Raw genomic sequence first — 23,784 nt, forward strand, 5'->3', positions numbered from 1 at the left:
GGAGTCTGGGACGATGCGCATTTCTACACAGCAGTATTACGACACCAGTGCCGTCAAGTATCAGAACAACTATTCCAGCGTTGTGAAGGCCCAGGAACAGGCGAGCTCCGGCGTGCGTGTACAGACCGCTTCGGATGATCCGGTTGCCGCCCAGCGCTTGCTGATGCTGCAACAGCAAAAAGACATGCTGGCCCAGTACAGCGGCAACATCACCAGCATTCAAAATACCCTGACGAACGAAGAAAGCGTGCTGGAGGCGATCAATACCACGATCCAGGCCGGCAGCCAGTTGGCGCTGCGTGCGGGTGGCGTGACCAGCGATGCTGACCGCAAGTCCATTGCGGTCGAGGTGGGCGCGCTTGAAAATCAGCTGCTCGGTTTGCTTAACAGCAAGGATGCGGCGGGCAACTATCTGTTCTCCGGTTCCAAGACCGATACGCCGCCGTATTCGCGCAACAATGATGGTACTTATAGCTATCAAGGCGACGAAAACGAGCTGAGCCTGCAGGTTTCCGAGACGCTGAAGGTGCGCACCAGCGATACGGGCAAGACCATCCTGGAAGGCGCGGTCAACACCAGCCGCACCCAAGCCACCTACACGACGCCTGCAACGGTGGATGACCACAAGGTCGCGATCTCGGCAGGCCTGGTAACGTCGGGCATCGATTACACCAAGCAGTTTGCCGACGGCCAGCCCTATAAGGTGACCTTTACCAGTAGCACGCAGTACGTTGTGACCGACAAGGACAACAACGACATTACTTCGCAGCTTCCAGGTAATGGTACGTTCGACTCCACCAAGGAAGGCAGCGCCAGTATCAATGTACGCGGGGTCAAATTCGATATCACCGCAGACCTCACCGGCGTGGCCACCGGGCCGGATGCCGATGCGTTGGTTGCAGGGCGTGAGTTCACCCTGGCCGCCAAGCCGGACGCGTTCAATGTCTCTCGCACCGCAAGCAACACTTCGGCGGCGCAACTGACCAATGCCCGCGTCAGCAGTGCAGCCGACTACTCCAGTACGTTTCCCAACAGCGGCGTACTGATCAAGTTCGACGATGTCGACCCGACTGCTTATAAGGTGTATGCCCAGCCGTATACCCCCGACAGCAAGCCGATTGTCGATAATGGCGTGATCGTCAGCGGTACGCCGCCAGCCAAGGACACGATCACCGCCGCGGGTGTCACCTTCGAGTTGAGCGGTACGCCGAACACCGGCGATCAGTTTTCGGTCGGCAACACCACCCAGAAAACCCAGAATGCCCTCGACACCCTGAGCCAGCTGCGCCAGGCCCTGGAACAGCCGGCGGATGGTATTCCCGGTGCGCGGGTCAAGCTTCAGGACGCCCTGAACGCCGCGGTCAGTAACCTGACCAACTCGGCCGACCAGGTGGACAACGTGCGTGGCTCCATCGGTGCGCGACAGAATGCACTCACGGTGCAGTCCAGTGAAAACACCAGTGTCGGCCTGGCCAACAAGACCACGATGAGTGACCTGGCCAACATTGACATGGGCGAGGCAGCGATCAACCTGACCCTGCAGCAAACCATGCTGGAGGCCTCGCAGCTGGCTTTCGTGAAAGTCTCGCAGTTGAGCTTGTTCAACAAGATGTAAGTGGCGTCAAGTCAAGCGGCCCGCTCTGGAAACAGGGCGGGCCGTTGCCGTTTCTGGGACTTAATTGTTTGAAGGTTTTGCACAAAGCACACACAATTGAGTGACCTGTGAGTCATAAAGCGCATCTTCACTGTATCGTGTGAAAAGGATAAGTCGTCACATGGTCCTTGCGGGGCGGCTTTCAGCGAGATTTTTATGGGGTTATCCCCTTTATTGTCAGCACTCCAGGCCACGTCTGGGGTGTTCTCCAGCTATTTAGTATTGGGAAGCCACAATGATTGGCATAAAAAGCATCGCCAGTTACGTGCCGGCAGACGGGATCGATAACTACGCCCAGGGTGCCAAGTTCGCCAAGGATGAAGAATTCATCATCGGCAAGATCGGTTCGGCGTTCCTGCCGCGCAAGGAAGCCGCGCAGGAAACCTCCGATCTGTGTGTCGAGGCGGTCAACGCTTTGTTTGCCAACAATCCGGATTTGAAGCGCGAGTCCATCGATGCGCTGATCGTCGTCACCCAGAACGGCGATGAAGAGGGTTTGCCCCATACGGCCGCGATCGTCCAGGACAAACTCGGCCTGCCCACCCACGTGGCGGCGTTTGATATTTCCCTGGGCTGCTCTGGCTACGTCTACGGCATCTACGCGATGAAGGGCTTCATGGAAGCCACCGGCCTGAAAAACGGCCTGTTGGTCACCGCCGACCCGTATTCGAAGATCGTCGACCCGGAAGACCGCAACACCACCATGCTGTTCGGCGATGCCGCCACCGCCACCTGGATGGGCGAAGACGCGCCGTGGTTGCTGGGCAAGTCCAAGTTCGGCACGGACGGTTCCGGCGCACCGCATCTCAAGGTCAGCGATGGCGTGTTCTTCATGAACGGTCGCCAGGTGTTCAACTTCGCCTTGCTCAAGGTGCCCGCGCATTTGCACGAGCTGCTCGACGAGTCGGACCTTGCGGCCGATGACATCGATGCGTTCTGCATTCACCAGGGCAGTGCGGCGATTGTCGACGCCGTGGCCCGGCGTTTCGAAGACGCGCCGGTGGAGAAGTTCATCAAGGACATGGTCGAGACCGGCAACACCGTGTCGTCGAGCATTCCGTTGCTGCTGGAAAAGCATGTGATGGACGCCACCTGGAAGCGCGTGGCAATCAGCGGTTTTGGCGTGGGCCTGTCGTGGGGATCGGCGATTCTCTATCGTCCGTGACGCTTCGATAGACTGCTTTCTGCGTAAAAGCAAACGCCGATGCTCGAAAGAACATCGGCGTTTTTTATTTGGCGCCAGAAAACCCAATGAAATATGGGTTTTTAGCCGGCGTAAGCCCTTGAATTACAAGGGGTGGCACGGCGCCATTAAAAAAATCAAAAAAAATCCTCAAGCAACCGGCTACCACGACGATAACTATTACGTAGGTTCTCAGGCCACACCCGGCGGTTGCCAGGGCCGGAAGCCGCAGTATCCATCCAACGAGGATTTCGTCATGGCTTTAACAGTAAACACCAACATTGCTTCGATCACTACTCAGGGCAACCTGAACAAAGCCGGCGGCGCCCTGGCCACCTCCATGCAGCGCCTGTCTTCCGGCCTGCGTATCAACAGCGCTAAAGACGACGCAGCCGGCCTGCAGATCGCTAACCGCCTGACCAGCCAAATCAACGGCCTGGGCCAAGCTGTAAAAAACGTGAACGACGGTATCTCCATCGCTCAGACCGCTGAAGGCGCGATGCAGGCTTCGACCGACATCCTGCAAAAAATGCGTACCCTGGCTCTGTCTTCCGCGACTGGTTCCCTCAGCCCTGACGACCGTAAGTCGAACAACGACGAATACCAGGCTCTGACTTCGGAACTGACCCGTATCTCCAACACCACCACTTTCGGTGGCCAGAAGCTGCTGGACGGTTCGTACGGTACCAAGGCCATTCAGGTTGGCGCCAACGCTAACGAAACCATCAACCTGAGCCTGGAAAACGTTGCAGCCAACAACATTGGTTCGCAGCAGATCAAAACCAAGGCCATCGTGCCTAGCGCAACTGGCCTGGCTGGCGGCAGCATCACAGTAACCGGCAACGGCCAAAGCAAAGCCGTTACTTATGCAGCAGGCGCGTCGGCTAAAGACATTGCTTCCGGCCTGAACGGTTCGATCGGTGGCCTGACCGCTACCGCCAGCACCGAAGTCAAGCTGGAAGTGGGTGCCGCAACCCCGTCGAACTTCACTCTGGCTGTTGGTAACAGCGGCGCTGTGAGCTTCGTAGGCGTTACCGATCTGGCTGGCCTGGCTGACCAACTGAAGTCCAACGCTGCCAAGCTGGGTATCAGTGTCAACTACGACGAAGTTAACAAGAGCCTGTCGGTTAAGTCGGATTCCGGTGAAAACCTGTCGTTCGCTGGCGCTGATGCCAACGCTCAGACGAACATCCTGGTTGGCGCGAAAGATGGCGCTGGCGCATTCGCTACCCCGGCTGCTCTGGGTGCTGCTGCAATCGTTGTTACCGGTCAAGTCTCCCTCGACTCGGCTAAAGGCTACTCCTTGAGCGACGCCGGTACCGGTGTTTCGGACTTGTTCTCGGCTGCTACCGTTTCGTCGACCAAAACCTCCATCGCCCAAACCGACGTGACCGACGCTACCAACGCTCAAAACGCCCTGGCTGTTATCGACAAGGCCATCGGCACCATCGACGGCGTTCGTTCGGGCCTGGGTGCTACCCAGAACCGTCTGACTACCACTGCAGACAACCTGCAGAACATTCAGAAGAACTCCACCGCTGCACGTTCCACCGTTCAGGACGTCGACTTCGCTTCCGAAACCGCCGAACTGACCAAGCAACAAACCCTGCAGTCGGCTTCTACCGCGATCCTGTCGCAGGCTAACCAGCTGCCATCCGCTGTACTGAAGCTGCTTCAGTAATCCCAGCGCTTGGTAACTAACGGAAGGGCGCGTCTACGTGCCCTTCCGTTTTTTCGGTTTAGAGGAGATTGGACATGGACATGAGTGTAAAGCTGAACCAGTCTTATCCGCCGGTTGCACCTCAAAGCGCACCTGCCAAGGTAGTGACTGACAACGGTGTCAAGAATGTCCTGGCAACGCCCGCGACCAGCCAAGAGCCCGCACGCGCCGACCTGGAAAAAGCAGTAACCGATATTCGTGATTTCGTTCAGGCTACCCAGCGTAGCCTGGACTTTTCCATTGATGACTCCACCCACCGCGTGGTGGTCAAGGTCATCAATACCGACAATGGTGAAGTGATTCGCCAGATTCCGTCGGAAACAGCCTTGAAGCTGGCACAGAACCTCAGCAGCGCAAGCAACTTGTTGTTTGACGACAAGGCCTGAGCTGGCATGAAACTTGTTGCTGTCTGGTCTTGAGGCGTAATAAGTCAAGATAACGGCAGCCACCGAACAGGAGATAGATGATGGCGGGTTCAACGGTAAGTGGTATCGGTTCGAACATCGATACGCAAGCGATCGTGACATCCTTGGTCAACGCCGAAAAGGTGCCCAAGCAAACGCAGATCAATACCGCGTCTGCGAAGGCGACCACCACGCTGTCTTCGATCGGCAAGGTTCAGGCCGCGCTGGATGCGTTTCGCAGTGCCTTGGACACCATGGCCAAGGACAGCAGTTTCACCGGCTTGACCGGTTCGTCCTCGGATGAAAAGACCGCGACCATGACGGCCAGCAACACGGCCTCGAACGGCAGCTTCCGGCTGGTCGTCGATCAGTTGGCCCAAGCGTCCAAGCTGTCGAGCAAGAACTTCAGCGGTGGCACCTCGACGGTAGTCAACGCGACGGACAAGCCGACGACGCTGACCATCAGTCAATCGGGCAAGTCATACGACCTCAATGTTCCCGCGGGTGCGACCCTGCAGCAGGTGCGTGACTCGATCAATACCCAGTTTGGTACTTCGGGGCTGAGCGCCAACATTCAAACCGACTCCAACGGTTCGCGATTGATCCTGACCTCTACCACCATGGGGACCGGCTCGGACCTTACACTCTCTGGCACTTCGGGCCTCGATGTGGGTGCCACGGTCGTCGATCCGCCCAAGGATGCGCTCTACAGCATCGATGGGGTTGCGTCTGTGTCCAAGTCCAACACCATCACAGGCGCTCTTAGCGGGGTGGATATCAAGCTGGTAGCTGCGTCGACTTACAAGACCAATTCCACCGTCGATAAAAACGTAACGCTCATCACCGTCAGCACCAACAACACCGCACTCAAGTCCGGGGTCAAGGGTTTCATTGATACCTACAACGCCCTGATCACTGCCATGAACGCCGAAACCAAGGTCACCACGAACCTGGACGGCAGCACTACAGCGGCAGCGTTGACCGGCGACTCGACCATGCGTTCGTTGCAGAGCGCTATCCGCAATGAGTTCAACGCGCTGTCGGGCACCGGTGCGTTCAAGTCCCTGGCGCAGTTCGGCGTGACCACCAGTTCGAGCACGGGTCTGCTGGCGATCGATGACAAGAAGTGGGACGCGGCGGTTAAAACCAACGGCGCCGACATCAACAGCATGTTCAGCGGTAAGGGCGGCATGCTGGCACGGATGAAAAGCGCCACGGATGACTTTGCCAAATCCACTACCGGCATTCTGGCGACCCGCTCGACGTCCTTGTCCGACACGCTCAAGGACCTGACCAAGCAGCAGTCGACGCTGGACGAGCGCATGACCCTGCTCACCAGCAGCCTGTCGGCCAAGTACAACGCCATGGACACCCTGGTCGCCCAGTTGCGCCAGCAAAGCACCAGCGTGATGACCACGCTCAATGCCTTGAACAATCCAAAGACCAATACTTGATCCCCTGCCGAACAAAAAAAGGCCAGGCAATCTGCCTGGCCTTTTTTATCGCGGGACGACGGGGGCTAAAGCTTTTTGCAAACCCGTCGACATATTGGTTACTAGAATCCTTTTCGCTGTCGCCTGTCACGAGGTAGAAACATGAATCCCATGAGAGCCCTTCGCCAATACCAGAAGGTCAATTCCCATGCCCAGATCTCTGAAGCCAGCCCGCATCGCCTGGTGCAGATGCTGATGGAGGGCGGCCTGGACCGCATGGCCCAGGCCAAGGGTGCGCTGGCTCGTGGCGACATCGCCCAGAAGGGCCTGATGCTGGGCAAGGCCATCGATATCGTGATCGGCCTGCGCGACGGCCTGAATGCTGAAAAGAGTGACAACCCGGCTTACGTCCAGCAGTTGGAAAGTCTGTATGCGTACATGACTAACCGCCTGATGGAAGCGAACCTGCATAACGATGCCGACATGATCGACGAAGTCGCCCGTTTGCTGATTACCGTGAAAGAAGGCTGGGATGCCATCGCCGCGCCACAGGCTGCAACCGAGTAAGGCGCAGCAAAGAAGGGCCTGAGGGCCTTGAGGAATACGTCATGAGCCAAGCACTGCAACGCATTGATGAAACCCGTGAAGCGCTGATCGGCGCGCTGGCAGACCGTAACTGGGACGCCATTGGCGAGCTGGACATGGGCTGTCGCAACGTGATCGACGAGGTGCTCAGCGAAGCGCCGGTGGATGAGGATGCGTTGCGTGAAAAGCTTGAGAGCCTGTTGGCGGTATACCAGCAGTTGCTTGAGGTGACGACGGGCGAGCGCCAGGCGATTTTTGAAGAGATGTCGCAGATCAACCAAGCGAAGAACGCGTCAAAGGTTTACCATTTGTTCGGCTGAACAGACGCAGTTAATCCGAACGGCGCGTCATAAATTTGACCGTGCCAGCTTTTTTGACTTAACTAGTGCTGTTTTCAGATTTCAGACGTCTATAAAGTAAGAAGTCTTACGGCCGTCTCGATTGCCCTTACACTGGGCAGAGCGTTTTACTAGGGAAGTTGCTATTGCATGTGGCGTGAAACCAAAATTCTGCTGATCGATGACGATAGCGTCCGCCGCCGCGATTTAGCGGTGATTTTGAATTTTCTTGGCGAAGAAAATCTGCCCTGCGGCAGCCATGACTGGCAGCAGGTAGTCAGCTCATTGTCATCGAGCCGTGAAGTCATTTGTGTGCTGATCGGGACGGTAAACGCTCCTGGCGCTGTTTTGGGCTTGTTAAAGACACTGTCAACCTGGGATGAGTTCCTTCCGGTGTTGCTAATAGGCGATATTTCTTCTGTCGACCTGCCCGAAGACCAGCGCCGTCGTGTGCTTTCCACCCTGGAAATGCCGCCCAGCTACAGCAAATTGCTCGATTCCCTGCACCGTGCCCAGGTCTATCGCGAGATGTACGACCAGGCCCGCGAGCGCGGTCGCCACCGCGAGCCCAACCTGTTCCGCAGCCTCGTCGGCACCAGCCGCGCCATCCAGCACGTGCGCCAGATGATGCAGCAGGTGGCCGATACCGACGCCAGCGTGCTGATCCTCGGCGAGTCGGGCACCGGCAAGGAAGTGGTCGCGCGCAACCTGCACTATCACTCCAAGCGCCGCGACGGGCCTTTTGTGCCGGTCAACTGCGGAGCGATCCCGGCAGAGCTGCTTGAAAGCGAACTATTCGGTCACGAGAAGGGCGCCTTTACCGGGGCGATCACCAGCCGTGCCGGGCGTTTCGAGCTGGCCAACGGCGGCACCCTGTTCCTCGACGAAATCGGCGACATGCCGCTGCCGATGCAGGTCAAGCTGCTGCGCGTCTTGCAGGAGCGCACCTTCGAGCGCGTGGGCAGCAACAAGACCCAGAGCGTCGACGTGCGCATCATCGCCGCGACCCACAAGAACCTCGAGAGCATGATCGAGGTCGGCAGCTTCCGCGAAGACCTGTACTACCGCCTCAACGTATTCCCGATCGAGATGGCCCCGCTGCGTGAGCGCGTGGAAGACATCCCGCTGCTGATGAACGAACTGATCTCGCGCATGGAGCACGAAAAGCGCGGTTCGATCCGCTTCAACTCGGCCGCGATCATGTCCCTGTGCCGCCACGGCTGGCCCGGTAACGTCCGTGAACTGGCCAACCTGGTGGAGCGCATGGCGATCATGCATCCCTACGGTGTGATCGGCGTGGTCGAGCTGCCGAAGAAATTCCGCTACGTCGACGACGAAGACGAGCAACTGGTCGACAGCCTGCGCAGCGACATGGAAGAACGGGTTGCCATCAACGGCCACACCCCGGACTTCGGCTCCACCGCCATGCTGCCGCCCGAAGGCCTGGACTTGAAGGACTACCTCGGCAACCTCGAGCAGGGGTTGATCCAGCAGGCCCTGGACGACGCGAACGGCATCGTCGCCCGTGCCGCCGAGCGCCTGCGCATCCGTCGAACCACCCTGGTGGAGAAGATGCGCAAGTACGGAATGAGCCGCAAAGAAGGTGATGAACAGGCAGATGATTGACGCCTGTTTTCCAAGCCGCTGATATTTCAGCGGTTTTTTTTCGGCACAACTATTGCTACAGCCCTCGCAACGTTCCGTTTAACTGACGGTCAGCCAAGCGAGAGAGCATCATGCCCCACGCCGCCCAACTATCTTCGGCCCCTGCCATCCAGGGGCTGGTTCCGCCTGTCGAGCCGCCGACCCGCCAGGGTCTTGAGCAGGCGTTCTCGCAGTTCAGCCAGATGTCGAGCCAGCTGACCGACTCCTACAGCCTGCTGGAAGCCCGGGTCTCCGAGCTGAAAGGCGAACTGGCGGTAGTCAGCGCCCAGCGCATGGAAGAGTTGGCCGAAAAAGAGCGCCTGGCCAACCGTTTGCAAAACCTGTTGTCGCTGTTGCCCGGTGGCGTGATCGTCATCGATGAAGAAGGCCGCGTGCGTGAAGCCAACCCGGCGGCCTGCGACATGCTCGGCCTGCCGCTGGAAGGCGAGCTGTGGCGCCATGTCATCACCCGCTGCTTTGCGCCGCGTGAGGACGATGGCCACGAAATCTCCCTGAAGGACGGGCGCCGCCTGTCCATCGCCACCCGTTCCCTGGATGCGGAGCCAGGCCAGTTGGTGCTGCTTAACGACCTGACTGAAACCCGTCATCTGCAAGACCAGTTGGCGCGCCATGAGCGTTTGTCCTCGTTGGGGCGGATGGTCGCTTCGTTGGCGCATCAGATCCGTACGCCGTTGTCGGCCGCGTTGATCTACGCCAGTCATTTGACTGATGAGCAATTGCCCGCCGCCACGCACCAGCGCTTTGCCGGGCGCCTGAAGGAGCGTCTGCATGAGTTGGAGCACCAGGTCCGCGACATGCTGGTGTTTGCCCGCGGCGAATTGCCGCTGACCGACCGCGTGACGCCGGCCCAACTGATGCAGGCCCTGCAAGCGGCGGCCGCTGCCCATATCCAGGACGTGCACGTGCGTTGGCAGTGCGACAGTCACCTCGGCGAGCTGCTCTGCAACCGCGACACCCTGGTGGGCTCGCTGCTCAACCTGATCGAAAACGCCACCCAGGCCAGCGGCCCCGGCGCGCGGCTCAAGGTGCACCTGTACAACCGCGAGCAAACCCTGCGCCTGTGCATCAGCGACAGCGGCAGCGGTATCGACCCGGTGGTGCTCAAGCGCCTGGGTGAACCCTTTTTCACCACCAAGACCAACGGTACCGGCCTGGGCCTGACCGTGGTCAAGGCGGTGGCGCGTGCCCATCAGGGAGAATTGCAGCTGCATTCCCGCGTTGGGCGTGGCACCTGTGCATTGATGACCTTGCCGCTGTTTTCATGCGCGGCAAGCGCGGAGTAAGGATATGGCTATCAAGGTTTTGTTGGTGGAAGACGATCGCGCCCTGCGTGAAGCATTGGCTGACACGCTGTTGTTGGCGGGCCATGACTATCGGGCGGTCGGTTCTGCCGAGGACGCCTTGGACGCGGTGGAGCAGGAAGCCTTCAGCCTGGTGGTCAGCGACGTGAACATGCCCGGCATGGACGGCCATCAGTTGCTCGGTCTCTTGCGTGCGCGTCAGCCGCAACTGCCGGTGCTGCTGATGACCGCCCATGGTGCGGTGGAGCGTGCCGTGGACGCGATGCGCCAGGGCGCCGCGGATTACCTGGTCAAGCCCTTCGAGCCTAAAGCCCTGATCGAACTGGTGGCGCGCCACGCCCTGGGGGTGATCCCGGCCAACGAAGGCGAGGGCCCGATCGCCTTCGAGCCGGCCAGTGCACAATTGCTTGAGTTGGCGGCCCGTGTGGCGCGCAGTGATTCCACCGTGCTGATCTCCGGCGAGTCCGGCACCGGTAAAGAGGTGCTGGCGCGTTATATCCACCAGCAGTCGACCCGCGCCCAGCAACCGTTTATCGCCATCAACTGCGCGGCGATCCCCGACAACATGCTCGAAGCCACCCTGTTCGGCCACGAAAAGGGCTCGTTCACCGGCGCCATCGCGGCCCAGGCGGGCAAGTTCGAACAGGCCGATGGCGGCACCATTTTGCTGGATGAAATTTCGGAAATGCCCCTGGGCCTGCAAGCCAAACTACTGCGCGTGCTGCAAGAGCGCGAAGTGGAGCGGGTGGGGGCGCGCAAGCCGATCCAGCTGGATATCCGTGTGGTCGCCACCACCAACCGGGACCTCGCCGGCGAGGTGGCGGCGGGGCGCTTCCGGGAAGACCTGTTCTATCGGCTCTCGGTGTTCCCCCTGGCCTGGCGCCCGCTACGTGAACGCCCGGCAGATATCATTCCGCTGGCCGAGCGCCTGCTGAACAACCACGTCAAAAAAATGAAGCACGCCCAGGCGCGGCTATCGGCGCAAGCCCAGGCCTGCCTGATCAGTTATCCATGGCCCGGCAACGTACGGGAGCTGGATAACGCCATCCAGCGCGCGCTGATCCTGCAGCAAGGCGGCTTGATCCAGCCCCAGGATTTCTGCCTGTCCATGGGCAGTGGCGCGGCGCCATTGCCGACGTTGGCGCCCGCGCCGGTGGTTGCAGAGGCTGAATCGGCCGGTGCCCTCGGCGACGACCTGCGCCGCCGCGAATTCCAGATGATCATCGACACCCTGCGCGCCGAGCGCGGCCGGCGCAAAGAGGCCGCCGAGCGCCTGGGCATCAGCCCGCGCACCCTGCGCTACAAGCTGGCGCAGATGCGTGACGCCGGAATGGATGTGGAAGCGTATCTATTCGCCACGTAACCGGTAAGAAGGTCGACAAGGTTTGTCGCCTTTTCTTACGAGTTGATGCGGATCTGGCACCCTTGTTGCTACCTCCCCTAGTAATCGCTGCGTAGTGTCAAAAAATTGCAGGTTGGAGAGAGAAGGTCATGAGCCAGGGTATTGAGTTCAATCGGTTGATGTTGGATATGCGCGCCATGCAGATGGATGCCATGGCTCAACCGAAATCCGTCGCGCCAGCGCCGGAATTGGGCCAAAGCAGCTTCGCCGACATGCTCGGCCAGGCCATCAACAAAGTCAGTGACACCCAGCAAGCTTCCAGCCAGTTGGCCACTGCGTTCGAAATCGGCAAAAGCGGCGTGGACCTCACCGATGTGATGGTCGCCTCGCAAAAGGCCAGCGTCTCCTTCCAGGCCCTGACCCAAGTGCGTAACAAGCTGGTTCAGGCCTATCAAGACATCATGCAGATGCCGGTTTAAGGGCGAGATTTAAGTCATGGCAGAAGCAGTCTCCGACAACGTACCCGCCAAGACAGACGGCAAGCCGCCGCTGTTTGGCCTGTCGTTCCTGGAAAACCTCTCGGAAATGACCATGCTGCGTCAGGTGGGCCTGATGGTCGGCCTGGCTGCCAGCGTGGCGATTGGTTTTGCCGTGGTGTTGTGGTCACAGCAGCCCGATTACCGGCCGTTGTATGGCAGCCTGGCAGGCATGGATTCCAAGCAGATCATGGAAACCCTTGCCGCCGCCGACATCGCCTACACCGTGGAGCCCAACTCCGGCGCCCTGCTGGTCAAGGCTGACGATGTGGCCCGTGCGCGTATGAAGCTGGCCGCCGCCGGCGTGACCCCGTCCGACAGCAATATCGGTTTCGAGATCCTCGACAAGGACCAGGGCCTGGGGACCAGCCAGTTCATGGAAGCCACGCGCTATCGTCGTGGCCTTGAAGGCGAGCTGGCGCGCACCATTTCCAGCCTGAACAACGTCAAGGGTGCCCGCGTGCACCTGGCAATTCCGAAAAGCTCGGTGTTTGTGCGCGATGAGCGCAAGCCAAGTGCGTCGGTATTGGTCGAACTGTTTTCCGGCCGCTCCCTGGAGCCTGGCCAGGTCATGGCGATCATCAACCTGGTGGCCACCAGCGTTCCCGAACTGAGCAAGTCGCAAATCACCGTGGTCGACCAGAAGGGCAACTTGCTCTCCGACATGGCCGAAAACTCCGCGCTGACCCAGGCCGGCAAGCAGTTCGACTACAGTCGCCGCATGGAAAGCATGCTCACCCAGCGTGTGCACAACATCCTGCAACCGGTGCTCGGCAATGACCGCTACAAGGCGGAAGTGTCTGCCGACGTGGACTTCAGCGCCGTCGAGTCGACCTCCGAGCAGTTCAACCCGGACCAACCGGCCCTGCGCAGTGAGCAATCGACCAGCGAACAACGTACCGCCAGCAATGGCCCGCAAGGTGTGCCGGGTGCCCTGAGCAACCAGCCGCCGGCCCCGGCCTCGGCGCCGCAAACCACCGGTGGCGCCGCTGCCACCGCGGGCGCGATCCAGCCTGGCCAGCCACTGTTGGATGCCAACGGCCAGCAGATCATGGACCCGGCCACCGGCCAGCCGATGCTCGCGCCGTACCCGGCGGACAAGCGTAACCAGTCCACCAAGAACTTCGAACTCGACCGTTCCATCAGCCACACCAAGCAGCAGCAGGGTCGCGTCAATCGCCTGTCGGTGTCGGTGGTGGTGGATGACCAGGTCAAGGTCAACGCTGCGGATGGTGCCGTAACGCGTGCGCCGTGGAGCGCCGACGAATTGGCGCGCTTCACACGCCTGGTGCAGGACGCCGTTGGTTTTGACGCCAGTCGGGGTGACAGCGTCAGCGTGATCAACATGCCGTTCTCCGCCGAGCGTGGCGAAGTGATCGCCGAAGCGGCGTTCTACACCCAGCCGTGGTTTTGGGACATCGTCAAGCAAGTGCTGGGTGTGTTGTTCATCCTGGTGCTGGTGTTCGGCGTGCTGCGTCCGGTGCTCAACAACATCACCGGCAACGGCAAGAAACAACTGGCGGCCTTCGGTGGCAGCGATGTCGAATTGGGTGGCATGGGCGGCCTGGACGGCGAACTGGCCAACGACCGCGTCAGCCTCGGCGGCCCGCAAAGCATCCTGTTGCCGAGCCCGAGCGAAGGCTATGACGCTCAGTTGAACGCAATCAAAAGTCTGGTAGCAGAAGACCCGGGCCGTGTGGCCCAGGTCGTGAAAGAGTGGATTAACGCAGATGAGTGATCGAGCCGCTGTTGCCAAGCTCTCCCGGGTCGACAAAGCCGCAGTCCTGCTGCTGTCCCTGGGGGAAACCGACGCCGCCCAAGTGCTGCGCCACATGGGCCCCAAAGAGGTCCAGCGGGTGGGCGTGGCCATGGCGCAAATGCGCAATGTGCACCGCGAGCAAGTCGAGCAGGTGATGAGCGAGTTCGTCGAGATCGTCGGCGACCAGACCAGCCTGGGCGTCGGCTCCGACAGCTACATCCGCAAGATGCTCACCTCGGCCCTGGGCGAAGACAAGGCCAACGGCCTGATCGACCGCATCCTGCTGGGCGGCAACACCAGTGGCCTGGACAGCCTCAAGTGGATGGAACCGCGCGCGGTCGCCGACGTGATCCGCTACGAGCACCCGCAGATCCAGGCAATCGTGGTGGCCTACCTCGACCCGGACCAGGCCGGTGAAGTGCTTGGCCACTTCGACCATAAGGTGCGCCTGGACATCATCCTGCGCGTGTCGTCGCTGAACACCGTGCAGCCGGCGGCCCTGAAGGAACTCAACACGATTCTCGAGAAACAGTTCTCGGGCAACTCGAACGCCTCGCGCACTACCCTGGGTGGTATCAAGCGCGCGGCCGACATCATGAACTTCCTCGACAGCTCGGTCGAAGGCCAGTTGATGGACTCGATCCGCGAGATCGACGACACCCTGTCCGGCCAGATCGAAGACCTCATGTTCGTGTTCAACAACCTCTCCGATGTCGACGACCGTGGCATCCAGGCGTTGCTGCGCGAAGTGTCCTCCGACGTGCTGGTACTGGCCCTCAAGGGCTCGGACGAAGGCGTCAAGGAGAAGATCTTCAAGAACATGTCCAAGCGTGCCTCCGAGCTGTTGCGCGACGACCTGGAAGCCAAGGGTCCGGTGCGCGTCAGCGACGTGGAAACCGCCCAGAAAGAAATCCTCACCATTGCCCGCCGTATGGCCGAAGCCGGAGAAATCGTTCTCGGTGGGAAGGGCGGCGAAGAAATGATCTAAGGCGCTCCCCATGTCGAACAAAGATGAGGCGCCCAGCGATCTGATTCGCGCACGGGACGTCGGTGGGTTCGACATCTGGTCGTTGCCCAGCTTCGATCCGCATGTGCCCGAGCCCGAGCCGGAACCGGTTGAAGAGCCGCCGGTGGAAATGGAAGAAGTGCCGCTGGAGGAAGTCCAGCCACTGACCCTGGAAGAGTTGGAAAGCATCCGTCAGGAGGCCTACAACGAAGGCTTTGCCGCTGGCGAGAAAGACGGTTTTCGCAGCACCACCCTCAAGGTGCGCCAGGAAGCCGAGGCGGCGCTGAGCGTCAAGCTGGCCAGCCTGGAGCGCCTGATGGGCAACCTGTTCGCGCCCATCGCCGAGCAGGATTCGCAAATCGAAAAAGCCATGGTCGGCCTGGTACAGCACATCGCCCGCCAGGTGATTCAGCGCGAACTGGTGCTGGATTCCAGCCAGATCGAAAGCGTGATGCGCGAAGCCCTCAAGTTGCTGCCCCTGGGCGTCGGCAATGTGCGGCTGTACATCAACCCGCAGGACTTCGAACAGGTCAAAGCGATGCGCGAGCGCCATGAAGAAACCTGGCGCATCGTCGAAGATGCGGCGCTGCAGCCCGGCGGTTGCCGGGTCGAGACCGAGCACAGCCGCATCGATGCCACGGTGGAAACCCGCATCAGCCAGATCATGGCCAAGCTGCTTGATCAACAACACGAGCAGGCGCTGAACCCGGCCGAGCCGGACCTGAGCGTGGACCTGGACGCCGCCGATGCGCCTTGATCGCACCAGCTTCGCCAAGCGCCTGGGCGGCTATGCCGAGGCCACCGAATTGCCCGGCCAGCCAATCCTCGAAGGGCGTCTGTTGCGCATGGTCGGCCTGACCCTCGAAGCCGAGGGCCTGCGCGCCGCCATGGGCAGCCGTTGCATGGTGATCAACGACGACAGCTACCATCCGGTGCAGGTCGAAGCCGAAGTGATGGGTTTTTCCGGCAACAAGATTTTCCTCATGCCCGTCGGCAGCCTGGCCGGCATCGCCCCCGGCGCCCGCGTGGTGCCCCTGGCCGACACCGGCCGCCTGCCCATGGGCATGAGCATGCTCGGCCGGGTGCTGGACGGCGCCGGTCGCGCACTGGACGGCAAGGGCGGCATGAAAGCCGAAGACTGGGTGCCGATGGACGGCCCCACCATCAACCCGCTCAACCGCAACCCCATCAGCGTGCCGCTGGACGTGGGGATTCGCAGCATCAACGGTTTATTGACGGTCGGCCGTGGCCAGCGTCTGGGCCTGTTCGCGGGTACGGGTGTGGGTAAGTCGGTGTTGCTCGGCATGATGACGCGCTTTACCGAGGCCGACATCATCGTGGTGGGCCTGATCGGCGAGCGGGGCCGCGAGGTGAAGGAGTTCATCGAACACAGCCTCGGCGAAGAAGGCCTCAAGCGTTCGGTGGTGGTCGCATCCCCAGCGGACGATGCACCGTTGATGCGTCTGCGCGCGGCCATGTACTGCACGCGCATCGCCGAATATTTTCGCGACAAGGGCAAGAACGTCCTGTTGCTGATGGACTCGCTCACCCGTTTCGCCCAAGCCCAGCGGGAAATCGCCCTGGCCATCGGCGAGCCCCCGGCCACCAAGGGCTACCCGCCGTCGGTGTTCGCCAAGCTGCCCAAGCTGGTGGAGCGCGCCGGTAATGCCGAGGCCGGTGGCGGCTCGATCACCGCGTTCTACACCGTATTGTCCGAAGGCGATGACCAGCAGGATCCCATCGCCGACTCGGCGCGGGGCGTGCTCGACGGCCACATCGTGCTGTCGCGGCGTCTGGCCGAGGAGGGGCACTACCCGGCCATCGACATCGAAGCGTCCATCAGCCGGGTCATGCCGGCGGTGGTCACGCCGGAGCATATGGCCCGCGCGCAGCAGTTCAAGCAGCTGTGGTCGCGTTATCAACAGAGCCGCGACTTGATCAGCGTCGGCGCCTATGTGGCCGGTGGCGACCGCGACACCGACCTGGCGATCGCCCTGCAACCGCAGTTGGTGACTTACTTGCGCCAGGGCCTCAACGACAAGATCAGCATGGGTGAAAGCGAAGCGCACCTGGGTTCGATCTTCGCTCCTGCGCCGGGCGGCTAAGCCATGGCCAACAGCCGCGCTGCGCGCCTGGCCCCGGTGGTCGACATGGCCGAAAAAGCCGAGAAAACCGCGGTCCAGCGCCTGGGGTATTTCCAGGGCCAGGTGCGTTTGGCGGAAAGCAAGCTGGGCGACCTGGAGCGCTTTCGTGGCGAGTACCAGCAGCAATGGATCGAACGCGGCACGCAAGGTGTATCGGGGCAATGGCTGATGGGTTACCAGGGCTTTCTCAATCAGCTGGAGACGGCCGTCGGCCAGCAGCGCCAAAGCCTGGCCTGGCACCAGAACAACCTCGACAAGGCCCGCGAGAGCTGGCAGCAAGCCTTCGCGCGCGTCGAGGGCCTGCGCAAACTGGTGCAGCGCTACATCGACGAAGCGCGGGCATTGGAAGACAAGCGCGAGCAGAAACTGCTCGACGAATTGTCCCAGCGCCTGCCGCGCCAATCACAATACTGACGGTTGCCCGCCTGCCACATTTGATCTGCTGTGTTGCTGGTATCCCATTCGCCTGCTACACCTTGTGTCTATGCCTATGACAAGGAAGCAGTCGCATGTCAATTGAGTCAGAAGTATCCCTGGACGGGAAGAAGTTGACGATCGCAATCAAGGGTCGGTTCGATTTCAGCAGCCACCAGGCGTTTCGTGAGGCTTACGAGCGTTTCTACAAGGTGCCTGAGTCGTATGTGGTCGACCTGAAGGAAACCACTTATATGGACAGTTCGGCCCTGGGCATGCTCCTGCTGTTGAGGGACCATGCCGGCGGCGAGGAGTCGGAGGTCCAGGTGATCAACACCAACCCCGATGTGCGCAAGATCCTCGCTATCTCCAACTTCGACAAATTGTTCGACATCAATTGAGCGCCCTGGCCCCCGCGGTTGAGCCGCTGACGATCCTGATCGCCGAAGACAGCGCCGCCGACCTGCTGTTGCTGTCGACCATTGTGCGACGCCAGGGGCACCAGGTGCTCACTGCAACCAATGGCGAGGAGGCCGTTGAACTGTTCGCGCGCGAGCGTCCGCAACTGGTGTTGATGGACGCGATCATGCCCGTGATGGATGGCCTGGCCGCCGCGCGGTGGATCAAGCAGTTGGCGGGGGAGGAGCTGGTGCCGATCATCTTCCTCACGTCCCTGCGCGAAAGTGCCGCCCTGGCCGAGTGCCTGGATGCCGGCGGCGATGATTTCCTGCCCAAACCCTACAACCAGCTGATCCTGGCGGCCAAGATCAACGCCATGGACCGCCTGCGCCGGCTGCAGGCGACGATGCTGCAGCAGCGTGACCAGATCGCCAGGCACCATGAGTACCTGTTGCGTGAGCAGCGGGTGGCCAAGGCGGTGTTCGATAAAGTCGCCCATTCCGGCTGCATCAACGCGGCGCCGAATATCCGCTACCTGCAATCGCCCTATGCGCTGTTCAACGGCGATCTGCTGCTGGCGGCATATACGCCGTCGGGCGACATGCACGTGCTGCTTGGCGATTTCACCGGCCATGGCCTGCCGGCGGCGGTGGGCGCCATGCCCCTAGCGGAGGTGTTCTACGGCATGACTGCCAAGGGCTACGGCCTGGCGCAGATCCTGCGGGAGATGAATGCCAAGCTCAAGCGCATCCTGCCGGTGGATATGTTCTGCTGCGCCACCCTGCTGTGCCTGAGCACGCAGCGACGGGTGGTGGAGGTGTGGAACGGCGGCATGCCCGAAGGCTATGTGCATGAAGTCGCCAGCGGCAAGCGCGCGCCGCTGCAGTCGCGGCATTTGCCGTTGGGGGTGCTGTCGGCTGAGGCATTTGATGATCGCACCGAGGTCTGGCCCATGGCGCTGGGTGACCGCGTGTTCCTGCTCTCCGATGGCGTGCTGGACACCGCCGACGCCAACGACCAGCTGTTTGGCGTCGAGCGCTTGCAGCAGGTCTTTGCCGCCAACCGTGAGCCCGACCGACTCTTCGACGACATCGAGCAGGCCCTGGCGGCCTTTCGCGGTGTGACGCGGGATGATGTGAGCATGGTGGAAATCACACTGCGTCCCGGGCAGCCGCTGCGGGCCACCGGGCCGTTGTATGCCGACAGCGGCCAGTCGTGCCCGCTGGATTGGTCGGTGAGTTTCGAATTTCGTGCCGAAACCCTCAAGCGTTACAACCCCTTGCCCTACCTGCTGCAACTGCTGCTGGAGATCCAGGGGCTGCGCGAGCAGAGCGGGGCGCTCTACAGCGTCATGGCCGAGTTGTATTCCAATGCCCTGGAACATGGCGTGCTGGGCCTGGACTCGCGGCTCAAGCGCGATGCCCGGGGCTTTGCCGAGTATTATCGCCAGCGCAATGACCGCCTGGCGCAGTTGAACAGTGGTTATGTGCGCGTGCATGTGCAGGTGGTGCCCACCGAGGCGGGCGGCAAGATGACCCTGCGCGTTGAAGACAGTGGGCCAGGGTTCGACGTGGAGCAGGTGCTGGCCCGGCCGCTGGACATTGATTGCCTGTCCGGTCGGGGCCTGAGCCTGGTGCGTCAACTCAGCAGCGAGGTGCGCTGGTCCGACGGCGGGCGCAGTGTCTGCGTAGAGTTTTGCTGGGGGGCTCTGGCATAATCCGCCGATTCTTGATCAAGGAGCGAGCAAGTGGCTGAGATTCATATGGACCCGAACGTGTTGTCGGGTTTGCAGGAGGTCATGGAAGGCGAGTACCCCAAGCTGCTCGATACCTTCCTCGATGACTCCCAAAAACGCGTCGAAGCGTTGCGCAAGGCACGGGACGACGCCAAGGCACTGGGGCGTATCGCCCATAGCTTCAAGGGCAGCAGTGGCAACCTCGGCGCAGTGCGGTTGGCGTACCTGTGCCAGCGCTTGGAGGCGGAGTCGGTCGAGGCCGCGGCGGACCTGGGGGCGCTGGTGGACCAGATCGATCATGAGTTTGCCTTGGTGAAGCCGATGTATGAGTCGGAGCGGCAGCGGTTCCAGATTTGATTCCATCAGTTTGAAAACCTGGCCCGACTCTTGCTCTACCTCCTGATACTGCATCCCCGATCCCCATGCAGTGGAGACCTTTACCTATGCCAGTCGCCCCGAATTCGCTTCTCCAGGCTGCCCCTGCGGCCAAGCCTCAAGCGCCTGCCGTCAATCCACCGGCAGTGGCTGCGGACCCACGGGACAAGGGCCCTGGCTTCGCTCAGGTGTTCGCCAGCCAGGGTTCCAAACCCACGGTCAAGGCTGATGACAACTCGGCCAAGCCCTCGCGGGACAAGCCTGCCGATGCCAGCGCCAAGCCTGCGGCGGGCAACGACAAACCTGCCGCCGCCACGCCAGCGGTTGCCGATAGCGGCAATACCTTGCCTGCCAAGCCTGCGGCATCGTCCGACGACACTGCCAGCAAGGATGACGCTGCACCTGTGGATCCGGCCCTGGCGCAGCAGCCTGCGGTGGACCCGGTGGTCGACCCGGCATTGATTGCCACGGTCACCCCGTTGGTGGTGGTGCCAGTGCCGGTGGAAAATCCGGCACCCGTTGCCGCTGCCAAGGATGACAAGGCTGCACCCGTGGTTGCGGCGCCAATCGCAGCGACCGAGGACGCCACGCCGGCCTTCGACCCTGAGGCCGATCCCCTGGACGCCATGCCGGCCGTACGCCTGGCAATGGAGCAGGGCGGGCATGTGTCGGCCAGCAGCCAGGCACCGGCCAAAACCGCACCGACGACCACCCAGGACCAGCCAACCGCCGCCCAGAACTTTGCCGCTGGCCTGGCCACCATGGTCGACCAGCAAGCCACCAAGGACAGTACGGACCAGGGTGGCGACAAGGCCTTCAGCGGCTTGATCGAAGGCGGCCTCAAGGACTTGAAGGAGGCCAGCAGCGACACCCGCGTCGATGACTTCGCCAACCGCCTGGCCGCATTGACCCAGGCGGCCACGCCGAAAACCGCGAATGCCTTGCCGCCGGTGACGAATGCGCCGCTGGCCATGCATCAGAGCGGCTGGACCGACGAGATCGTCAACCGTGTGATGTACCTCTCCAGCGCCAACCTCAAGTCGGCGGAGATCCAGTTGCAGCCGGCTGAGCTCGGGCGCCTGGACATCAAGGTCAACATGACCGCCGACCAGCAGGCCCAGGTCAACTTCATGAGCGCCCACCCGGTGGTGCGTGAAGCCCTGGAAAGCCAGTCCGGTCGCTTGCGCGAGATGTTCGCCCAGCAGGGCATGGGGCAGGTGGATGTGAACGTGTCCGACCAGTCCCGTGGCCAGGAGCAGCAGCAACAGCAGGCGCAGACGGGGGGCGTTAGTCGTAGCGGGCGGGGTGGCGACAGCGGCGACAGCGGCAGCCACATTGAAGTGGCCGAAGCCGTGGCGCCCGTGACTTCGACGGTGATCGGCTCCAGCGCCGTCGATTACTACGCCTGATGTAAGTCTGGCATAGGACAAATGTGGGAGGGGGGCTTGCCCCCGATGAGCATAAGTATCTACACATCTTGAGCCGAGTCCCCTGCGTAGCAGCTGTCGAGCCTTGGCGAGGCTGCGTTTGCGGCGCGTCTGACACACCGCCGACGCAGCCTCGCCAAGGCTCGACAGCTGCTACGCGTTATCCTACTGAAGTTGTGTAGATACTTATGCCCCGATGAGGGTGTGTCAGTTCATGCATCAGTTGACTGATACACCCTCATCGGGCAAGCCCCCTCCCACACTTGATTTGTGGTGTTCCCTCGTCTGCGTTCAGCCAACCAACTCTGGCATAACACTTGCTCTTGCCTTTCCGTAGATCTATGAATCCCCGAATAGTGACGGATTATTGGCATGGCGAAGAGCGACGACGCAGCAAAAGCACCCGCACCCGCAGGCAAAGGCAAGCTCAAGCTTATCCTGATGATTGTCGTGGGCCTGCTCCTGGCCATCGGCGCCTCGGTGGGCGGCACCTGGTACATCATGCACAGCAGTGCCAGCAAGCCGGCACCTGCCGCCGAAACCGCCACTAACGCCAAGCAACCGGCAATCTTCGAGCCGATGCTTCCGGCCTTTGTCGCCAACTTCAATCAGAACGGTCGTCAACGCTACCTGCAGGTGAGCATCACTTTGCTGGCGCGTAACCAGTCGGACCTGGATGCCCTCAAGGTGCATATGCCCGTGATCCGCAACAACCTGGTGATGCTGTTTTCCGGGCAGAGTTTCGACACCCTGGCCACCCCGGTGGGCCAGGAAATGCTGCGTCAGAAGGTCACTGCCAGCGTGCAGGAAGTGGCCCAGAAGGAGCTCGGCAAAGTCGTGATCGAGCAGGCGCTCTTCACTAATTTCGTATTGCAGTAGGATCACCCCATGGCCGTGCAGGACCTGCTGTCCCAGGATGAAATCGACGCGCTGTTGCATGGCGTCGACGACGGTCTGGTACAGACTGAAATGGCTGCCGAGCCCGGCAGCGTCAAAAGTTATGACCTGACCAGCCAGGATCGCATCGTCCGTGGACGCATGCCGACCCTTGAGATGATCAACGAACGTTTCGCCCGTTACACCCGGATCAGCATGTTCAACATGCTGCGCCGCTCGGCGGACGTGGCGGTGGGCGGCGTGCAGGTGATGAAGTTCGGCGAGTACGTGCACTCGCTGTACGTGCCCACCAGCCTCAACCTGGTCAAGATCAAGCCATTGCGCGGTACCGCGCTGTTCATCCTCGACGCCAAGCTGGTGTTCAAGCTGGTGGACAACTTCTTCGGCGGTGACGGCCGTCACGCCAAGATCGAGGGCCGTGAATTCACCCCTACCGAATTGCGCGTGGTGCGCATGGTGCTGGAACAGGCCTTCATTGACTTGAAGGAAGCCTGGCAGGCGATCATGGAAGTCAATTTCGAGTACATCAACTCGGAAGTGAACCCGGCCATGGCCAACATCGTCGGGCCGAGCGAGGCCATTGTGGTGTCCACGTTCCACATCGAGCTCGATGGCGGTGGCGGCGACCTGCACGTGACCATGCCGTACTCGATGATCGAGCCGGTGCGCGAAATGCTCGACGCCGGCTTCCAGTCCGACCTGGACGACCAGGACGAACGCTGGGTCAAGGCCCTGCGCGAAGACCTGCTGGATGTCGACGTGCCGCTGAGCGCCACCGTGGCCCGGCGCCAGTTGCGCCTGCGGGATATTTTGCACATGCAGCCGGGGGACATTATCCCGGTCGAATTGCCGAACGAAATGATCATGCGCGCCAACGGCGTGCCGTCGTTCAAGGTCAAGCTGGGGTCCCACAAGGGCAACCTCGCTTTGCAAGTGGTTGAGCCGATCAACCGTCGCTGATCCCTATTTATGAATGTTTGCTCCGCCGAGGACATGTAATGGCTACCGAACACGAAAACACTTCCGCCGAAGACCAGGCCCTGGCTGACGAGTGGGCTGCGGCCCTGGAAGAGACCGGCGATGTTGGCCAGGATGATATCGACGCACTGCTGGCCGCTGATGCCGCCACAGCACCAGCGGGTAATCGCCTGCCCATGGAAGAGTTCGGCAGCGTGCCGAAGAACAACGACCCGGTGACCCTCGATGGGCCGAACCTGGACGTGATCCTCGACATCCCGGTGTCGATCTCCATGGAAGTGGGCAGTACCGACATCAACATCCGCAACCTGCTGCAACTCAACCAGGGCTCGGTGATCGAGCTGGATCGCCTGGCCGGTGAGCCGCTGGACGTGCTGGTCAACGGCACCCTGATCGCCCACGGCGAAGTGGTGGTGGTCAACGAAAAGTTCGGCATCCGCCTGACCGACGTGATCAGCCCAAGCGAACGCATCAAGAAGTTGCGCTGAT

23 protein-coding genes are annotated in these 23,784 nt (G+C 61.1%); all 23 read left to right on the plus strand.

Annotated features, from left to right (window positions below; genetic code table 11):
- The first annotated feature begins 13 nt into the window (after positions 1-13).
- The 23 genes from V3W40_RS10615 to fliN all read left to right on the plus strand — a co-directional run bounded on the left by V3W40_RS10615 (position 14) and on the right by fliN (position 23,783).
- The gene (locus V3W40_RS10615) at positions 14-1,615 is read left to right on the plus strand and encodes a flagellar hook-associated protein 3 (protein WP_323146404.1); all 1,602 of its coding nucleotides are present in this window, start codon (positions 14-16) and stop codon (positions 1,613-1,615) included.
- A gap of 274 nt (positions 1,616-1,889) precedes the next feature.
- Positions 1,890-2,819 (plus strand): ketoacyl-ACP synthase III, encoded by a 930-nt coding sequence (locus V3W40_RS10620; protein ID WP_065924951.1) that lies wholly within the window; start codon positions 1,890-1,892, stop codon positions 2,817-2,819.
- A 274-nt stretch (positions 2,820-3,093) separates the two neighbouring features.
- The gene (locus tag V3W40_RS10625) at positions 3,094-4,518 is read left to right on the plus strand and encodes a flagellin N-terminal helical domain-containing protein (protein ID WP_065924974.1); all 1,425 of its coding nucleotides are present in this window, start codon (positions 3,094-3,096) and stop codon (positions 4,516-4,518) included.
- 74 nt (positions 4,519-4,592) lie between these two features.
- Positions 4,593-4,943 (plus strand): flagellar protein FlaG, encoded by a 351-nt coding sequence (locus V3W40_RS10630; protein WP_330214994.1) that lies wholly within the window; start codon positions 4,593-4,595, stop codon positions 4,941-4,943.
- A gap of 80 nt (positions 4,944-5,023) precedes the next feature.
- Positions 5,024-6,415: a flagellar filament capping protein FliD gene (gene fliD, locus V3W40_RS10635; protein WP_330214995.1), complete on the plus strand. Its 1,392-nt coding sequence runs from the start codon at positions 5,024-5,026 to the stop codon at positions 6,413-6,415.
- A gap of 141 nt (positions 6,416-6,556) precedes the next feature.
- A complete protein-coding gene (gene fliS / locus V3W40_RS10640; protein WP_065924954.1) occupies positions 6,557-6,961 on the plus strand; it encodes a flagellar export chaperone FliS in 405 nt (134 codons plus the stop codon).
- 41 nt (positions 6,962-7,002) lie between these two features.
- Positions 7,003-7,299: a flagellar protein FliT gene (gene fliT / locus V3W40_RS10645; protein ID WP_027603846.1), complete on the plus strand. Its 297-nt coding sequence runs from the start codon at positions 7,003-7,005 to the stop codon at positions 7,297-7,299.
- Between the two features lie 168 nt (positions 7,300-7,467).
- The gene (locus V3W40_RS10650) at positions 7,468-8,943 is read left to right on the plus strand and encodes a sigma-54 dependent transcriptional regulator (protein WP_027603847.1); all 1,476 of its coding nucleotides are present in this window, start codon (positions 7,468-7,470) and stop codon (positions 8,941-8,943) included.
- Positions 8,944-9,053: 110 nt separating this feature from the next.
- Positions 9,054-10,265: a sensor histidine kinase gene (locus V3W40_RS10655; RefSeq protein WP_065924955.1), complete on the plus strand. Its 1,212-nt coding sequence runs from the start codon at positions 9,054-9,056 to the stop codon at positions 10,263-10,265.
- Positions 10,266-10,269: 4 nt separating this feature from the next.
- A complete protein-coding gene (locus V3W40_RS10660; protein WP_092486528.1) occupies positions 10,270-11,646 on the plus strand; it encodes a sigma-54-dependent transcriptional regulator in 1,377 nt (458 codons plus the stop codon).
- A gap of 128 nt (positions 11,647-11,774) precedes the next feature.
- Positions 11,775-12,104 carry a flagellar hook-basal body complex protein FliE gene (gene fliE, locus V3W40_RS10665; protein WP_005790083.1) on the plus strand — a complete coding sequence of 110 codons (330 nt, stop codon included), beginning with the start codon at positions 11,775-11,777 and terminating at the stop codon, positions 12,102-12,104.
- Positions 12,105-12,120: 16 nt separating this feature from the next.
- Positions 12,121-13,899 carry a flagellar basal-body MS-ring/collar protein FliF gene (fliF, locus tag V3W40_RS10670; protein ID WP_027603850.1) on the plus strand — a complete coding sequence of 593 codons (1,779 nt, stop codon included), beginning with the start codon at positions 12,121-12,123 and terminating at the stop codon, positions 13,897-13,899.
- Positions 13,892-14,908: a flagellar motor switch protein FliG gene (fliG, locus tag V3W40_RS10675; RefSeq protein WP_017527617.1), complete on the plus strand. Its 1,017-nt coding sequence runs from the start codon at positions 13,892-13,894 to the stop codon at positions 14,906-14,908. Before fliF ends, fliG begins: the two co-directional genes overlap by 8 nt.
- 10 nt (positions 14,909-14,918) lie before the next feature.
- A complete protein-coding gene (fliH, locus tag V3W40_RS10680; protein ID WP_330214996.1) occupies positions 14,919-15,683 on the plus strand; it encodes a flagellar assembly protein FliH in 765 nt (254 codons plus the stop codon).
- Positions 15,673-17,031, plus strand: a complete 1,359-nt coding sequence (gene fliI / locus V3W40_RS10685) for a flagellar protein export ATPase FliI (RefSeq protein WP_027603852.1) — start codon at positions 15,673-15,675, stop codon at positions 17,029-17,031. Before fliH ends, fliI begins: the two co-directional genes overlap by 11 nt.
- Before the next feature lie 3 nt (positions 17,032-17,034).
- The gene (gene fliJ, locus V3W40_RS10690) at positions 17,035-17,484 is read left to right on the plus strand and encodes a flagellar export protein FliJ (RefSeq protein WP_027603853.1); all 450 of its coding nucleotides are present in this window, start codon (positions 17,035-17,037) and stop codon (positions 17,482-17,484) included.
- 95 nt (positions 17,485-17,579) lie between these two features.
- Positions 17,580-17,885 (plus strand): STAS domain-containing protein, encoded by a 306-nt coding sequence (locus tag V3W40_RS10695; RefSeq protein ID WP_092486525.1) that lies wholly within the window; start codon positions 17,580-17,582, stop codon positions 17,883-17,885.
- Entirely contained in the window at positions 17,882-19,600 is a 1,719-nt protein-coding gene (locus V3W40_RS10700; RefSeq protein ID WP_065946826.1) for an ATP-binding SpoIIE family protein phosphatase, read from the plus strand. The genes V3W40_RS10695 and V3W40_RS10700 overlap by 4 nt, the downstream gene beginning before the upstream one ends.
- Positions 19,601-19,630: 30 nt before the next feature.
- Positions 19,631-19,975, plus strand: coding sequence for an Hpt domain-containing protein (locus V3W40_RS10705; RefSeq protein ID WP_330214997.1), 345 nt, complete (start codon positions 19,631-19,633; stop codon positions 19,973-19,975).
- An 86-nt stretch (positions 19,976-20,061) separates the two neighbouring features.
- Positions 20,062-21,402 (plus strand): flagellar hook-length control protein FliK, encoded by a 1,341-nt coding sequence (locus tag V3W40_RS10710; RefSeq protein WP_330214998.1) that lies wholly within the window; start codon positions 20,062-20,064, stop codon positions 21,400-21,402.
- A gap of 390 nt (positions 21,403-21,792) precedes the next feature.
- On the plus strand, positions 21,793-22,299 hold the full coding sequence (gene fliL, locus V3W40_RS10715; RefSeq protein WP_065924962.1) for a flagellar basal body-associated protein FliL: 507 nt from the start codon (positions 21,793-21,795) through the stop codon (positions 22,297-22,299).
- Positions 22,300-22,308: 9 nt separating this feature from the next.
- Positions 22,309-23,277: a flagellar motor switch protein FliM gene (gene fliM / locus V3W40_RS10720; protein ID WP_065924963.1), complete on the plus strand. Its 969-nt coding sequence runs from the start codon at positions 22,309-22,311 to the stop codon at positions 23,275-23,277.
- A gap of 38 nt (positions 23,278-23,315) precedes the next feature.
- Positions 23,316-23,783: a flagellar motor switch protein FliN gene (gene fliN, locus V3W40_RS10725; protein ID WP_027603860.1), complete on the plus strand. Its 468-nt coding sequence runs from the start codon at positions 23,316-23,318 to the stop codon at positions 23,781-23,783.
- Position 23,784 lies beyond the last annotated feature (1 nt).

Origin of the sequence: Pseudomonas sp. AM8 (assembly GCF_036346475.1) — a bacterium.
Lineage (GTDB): Bacteria > Pseudomonadota > Gammaproteobacteria > Pseudomonadales > Pseudomonadaceae > Aquipseudomonas > Aquipseudomonas marginalis.

What these genes read in the sequence shown, in the direction of transcription:
- V3W40_RS10615 (WP_323146404.1), top strand. Translation starts at nt 14, where the DNA reads ATGCGCATTTCTACACAGCAGTATTACGACACCAGTGCCGTCAAGTAT.
- V3W40_RS10620 (WP_065924951.1), top strand. Translation starts at nt 1,890, where the DNA reads ATGATTGGCATAAAAAGCATCGCCAGTTACGTGCCGGCAGACGGGATC.
- V3W40_RS10625 (WP_065924974.1), top strand. Translation starts at nt 3,094, where the DNA reads ATGGCTTTAACAGTAAACACCAACATTGCTTCGATCACTACTCAGGGC.
- V3W40_RS10630 (WP_330214994.1), top strand. Translation starts at nt 4,593, where the DNA reads ATGGACATGAGTGTAAAGCTGAACCAGTCTTATCCGCCGGTTGCACCT.
- fliD (WP_330214995.1), top strand. Translation starts at nt 5,024, where the DNA reads ATGGCGGGTTCAACGGTAAGTGGTATCGGTTCGAACATCGATACGCAA.
- fliS (WP_065924954.1), top strand. Translation starts at nt 6,557, where the DNA reads ATGAATCCCATGAGAGCCCTTCGCCAATACCAGAAGGTCAATTCCCAT.
- fliT (WP_027603846.1), top strand. Translation starts at nt 7,003, where the DNA reads ATGAGCCAAGCACTGCAACGCATTGATGAAACCCGTGAAGCGCTGATC.
- V3W40_RS10650 (WP_027603847.1), top strand. Translation starts at nt 7,468, where the DNA reads ATGTGGCGTGAAACCAAAATTCTGCTGATCGATGACGATAGCGTCCGC.
- V3W40_RS10655 (WP_065924955.1), top strand. Translation starts at nt 9,054, where the DNA reads ATGCCCCACGCCGCCCAACTATCTTCGGCCCCTGCCATCCAGGGGCTG.
- V3W40_RS10660 (WP_092486528.1), top strand. Translation starts at nt 10,270, where the DNA reads ATGGCTATCAAGGTTTTGTTGGTGGAAGACGATCGCGCCCTGCGTGAA.
- fliE (WP_005790083.1), top strand. Translation starts at nt 11,775, where the DNA reads ATGAGCCAGGGTATTGAGTTCAATCGGTTGATGTTGGATATGCGCGCC.
- fliF (WP_027603850.1), top strand. Translation starts at nt 12,121, where the DNA reads ATGGCAGAAGCAGTCTCCGACAACGTACCCGCCAAGACAGACGGCAAG.
- fliG (WP_017527617.1), top strand. Translation starts at nt 13,892, where the DNA reads ATGAGTGATCGAGCCGCTGTTGCCAAGCTCTCCCGGGTCGACAAAGCC.
- fliH (WP_330214996.1), top strand. Translation starts at nt 14,919, where the DNA reads ATGTCGAACAAAGATGAGGCGCCCAGCGATCTGATTCGCGCACGGGAC.
- fliI (WP_027603852.1), top strand. Translation starts at nt 15,673, where the DNA reads ATGCGCCTTGATCGCACCAGCTTCGCCAAGCGCCTGGGCGGCTATGCC.
- fliJ (WP_027603853.1), top strand. Translation starts at nt 17,035, where the DNA reads ATGGCCAACAGCCGCGCTGCGCGCCTGGCCCCGGTGGTCGACATGGCC.
- V3W40_RS10695 (WP_092486525.1), top strand. Translation starts at nt 17,580, where the DNA reads ATGTCAATTGAGTCAGAAGTATCCCTGGACGGGAAGAAGTTGACGATC.
- V3W40_RS10710 (WP_330214998.1), top strand. Translation starts at nt 20,062, where the DNA reads ATGCCAGTCGCCCCGAATTCGCTTCTCCAGGCTGCCCCTGCGGCCAAG.
- fliL (WP_065924962.1), top strand. Translation starts at nt 21,793, where the DNA reads ATGGCGAAGAGCGACGACGCAGCAAAAGCACCCGCACCCGCAGGCAAA.
- fliM (WP_065924963.1), top strand. Translation starts at nt 22,309, where the DNA reads ATGGCCGTGCAGGACCTGCTGTCCCAGGATGAAATCGACGCGCTGTTG.
- fliN (WP_027603860.1), top strand. Translation starts at nt 23,316, where the DNA reads ATGGCTACCGAACACGAAAACACTTCCGCCGAAGACCAGGCCCTGGCT.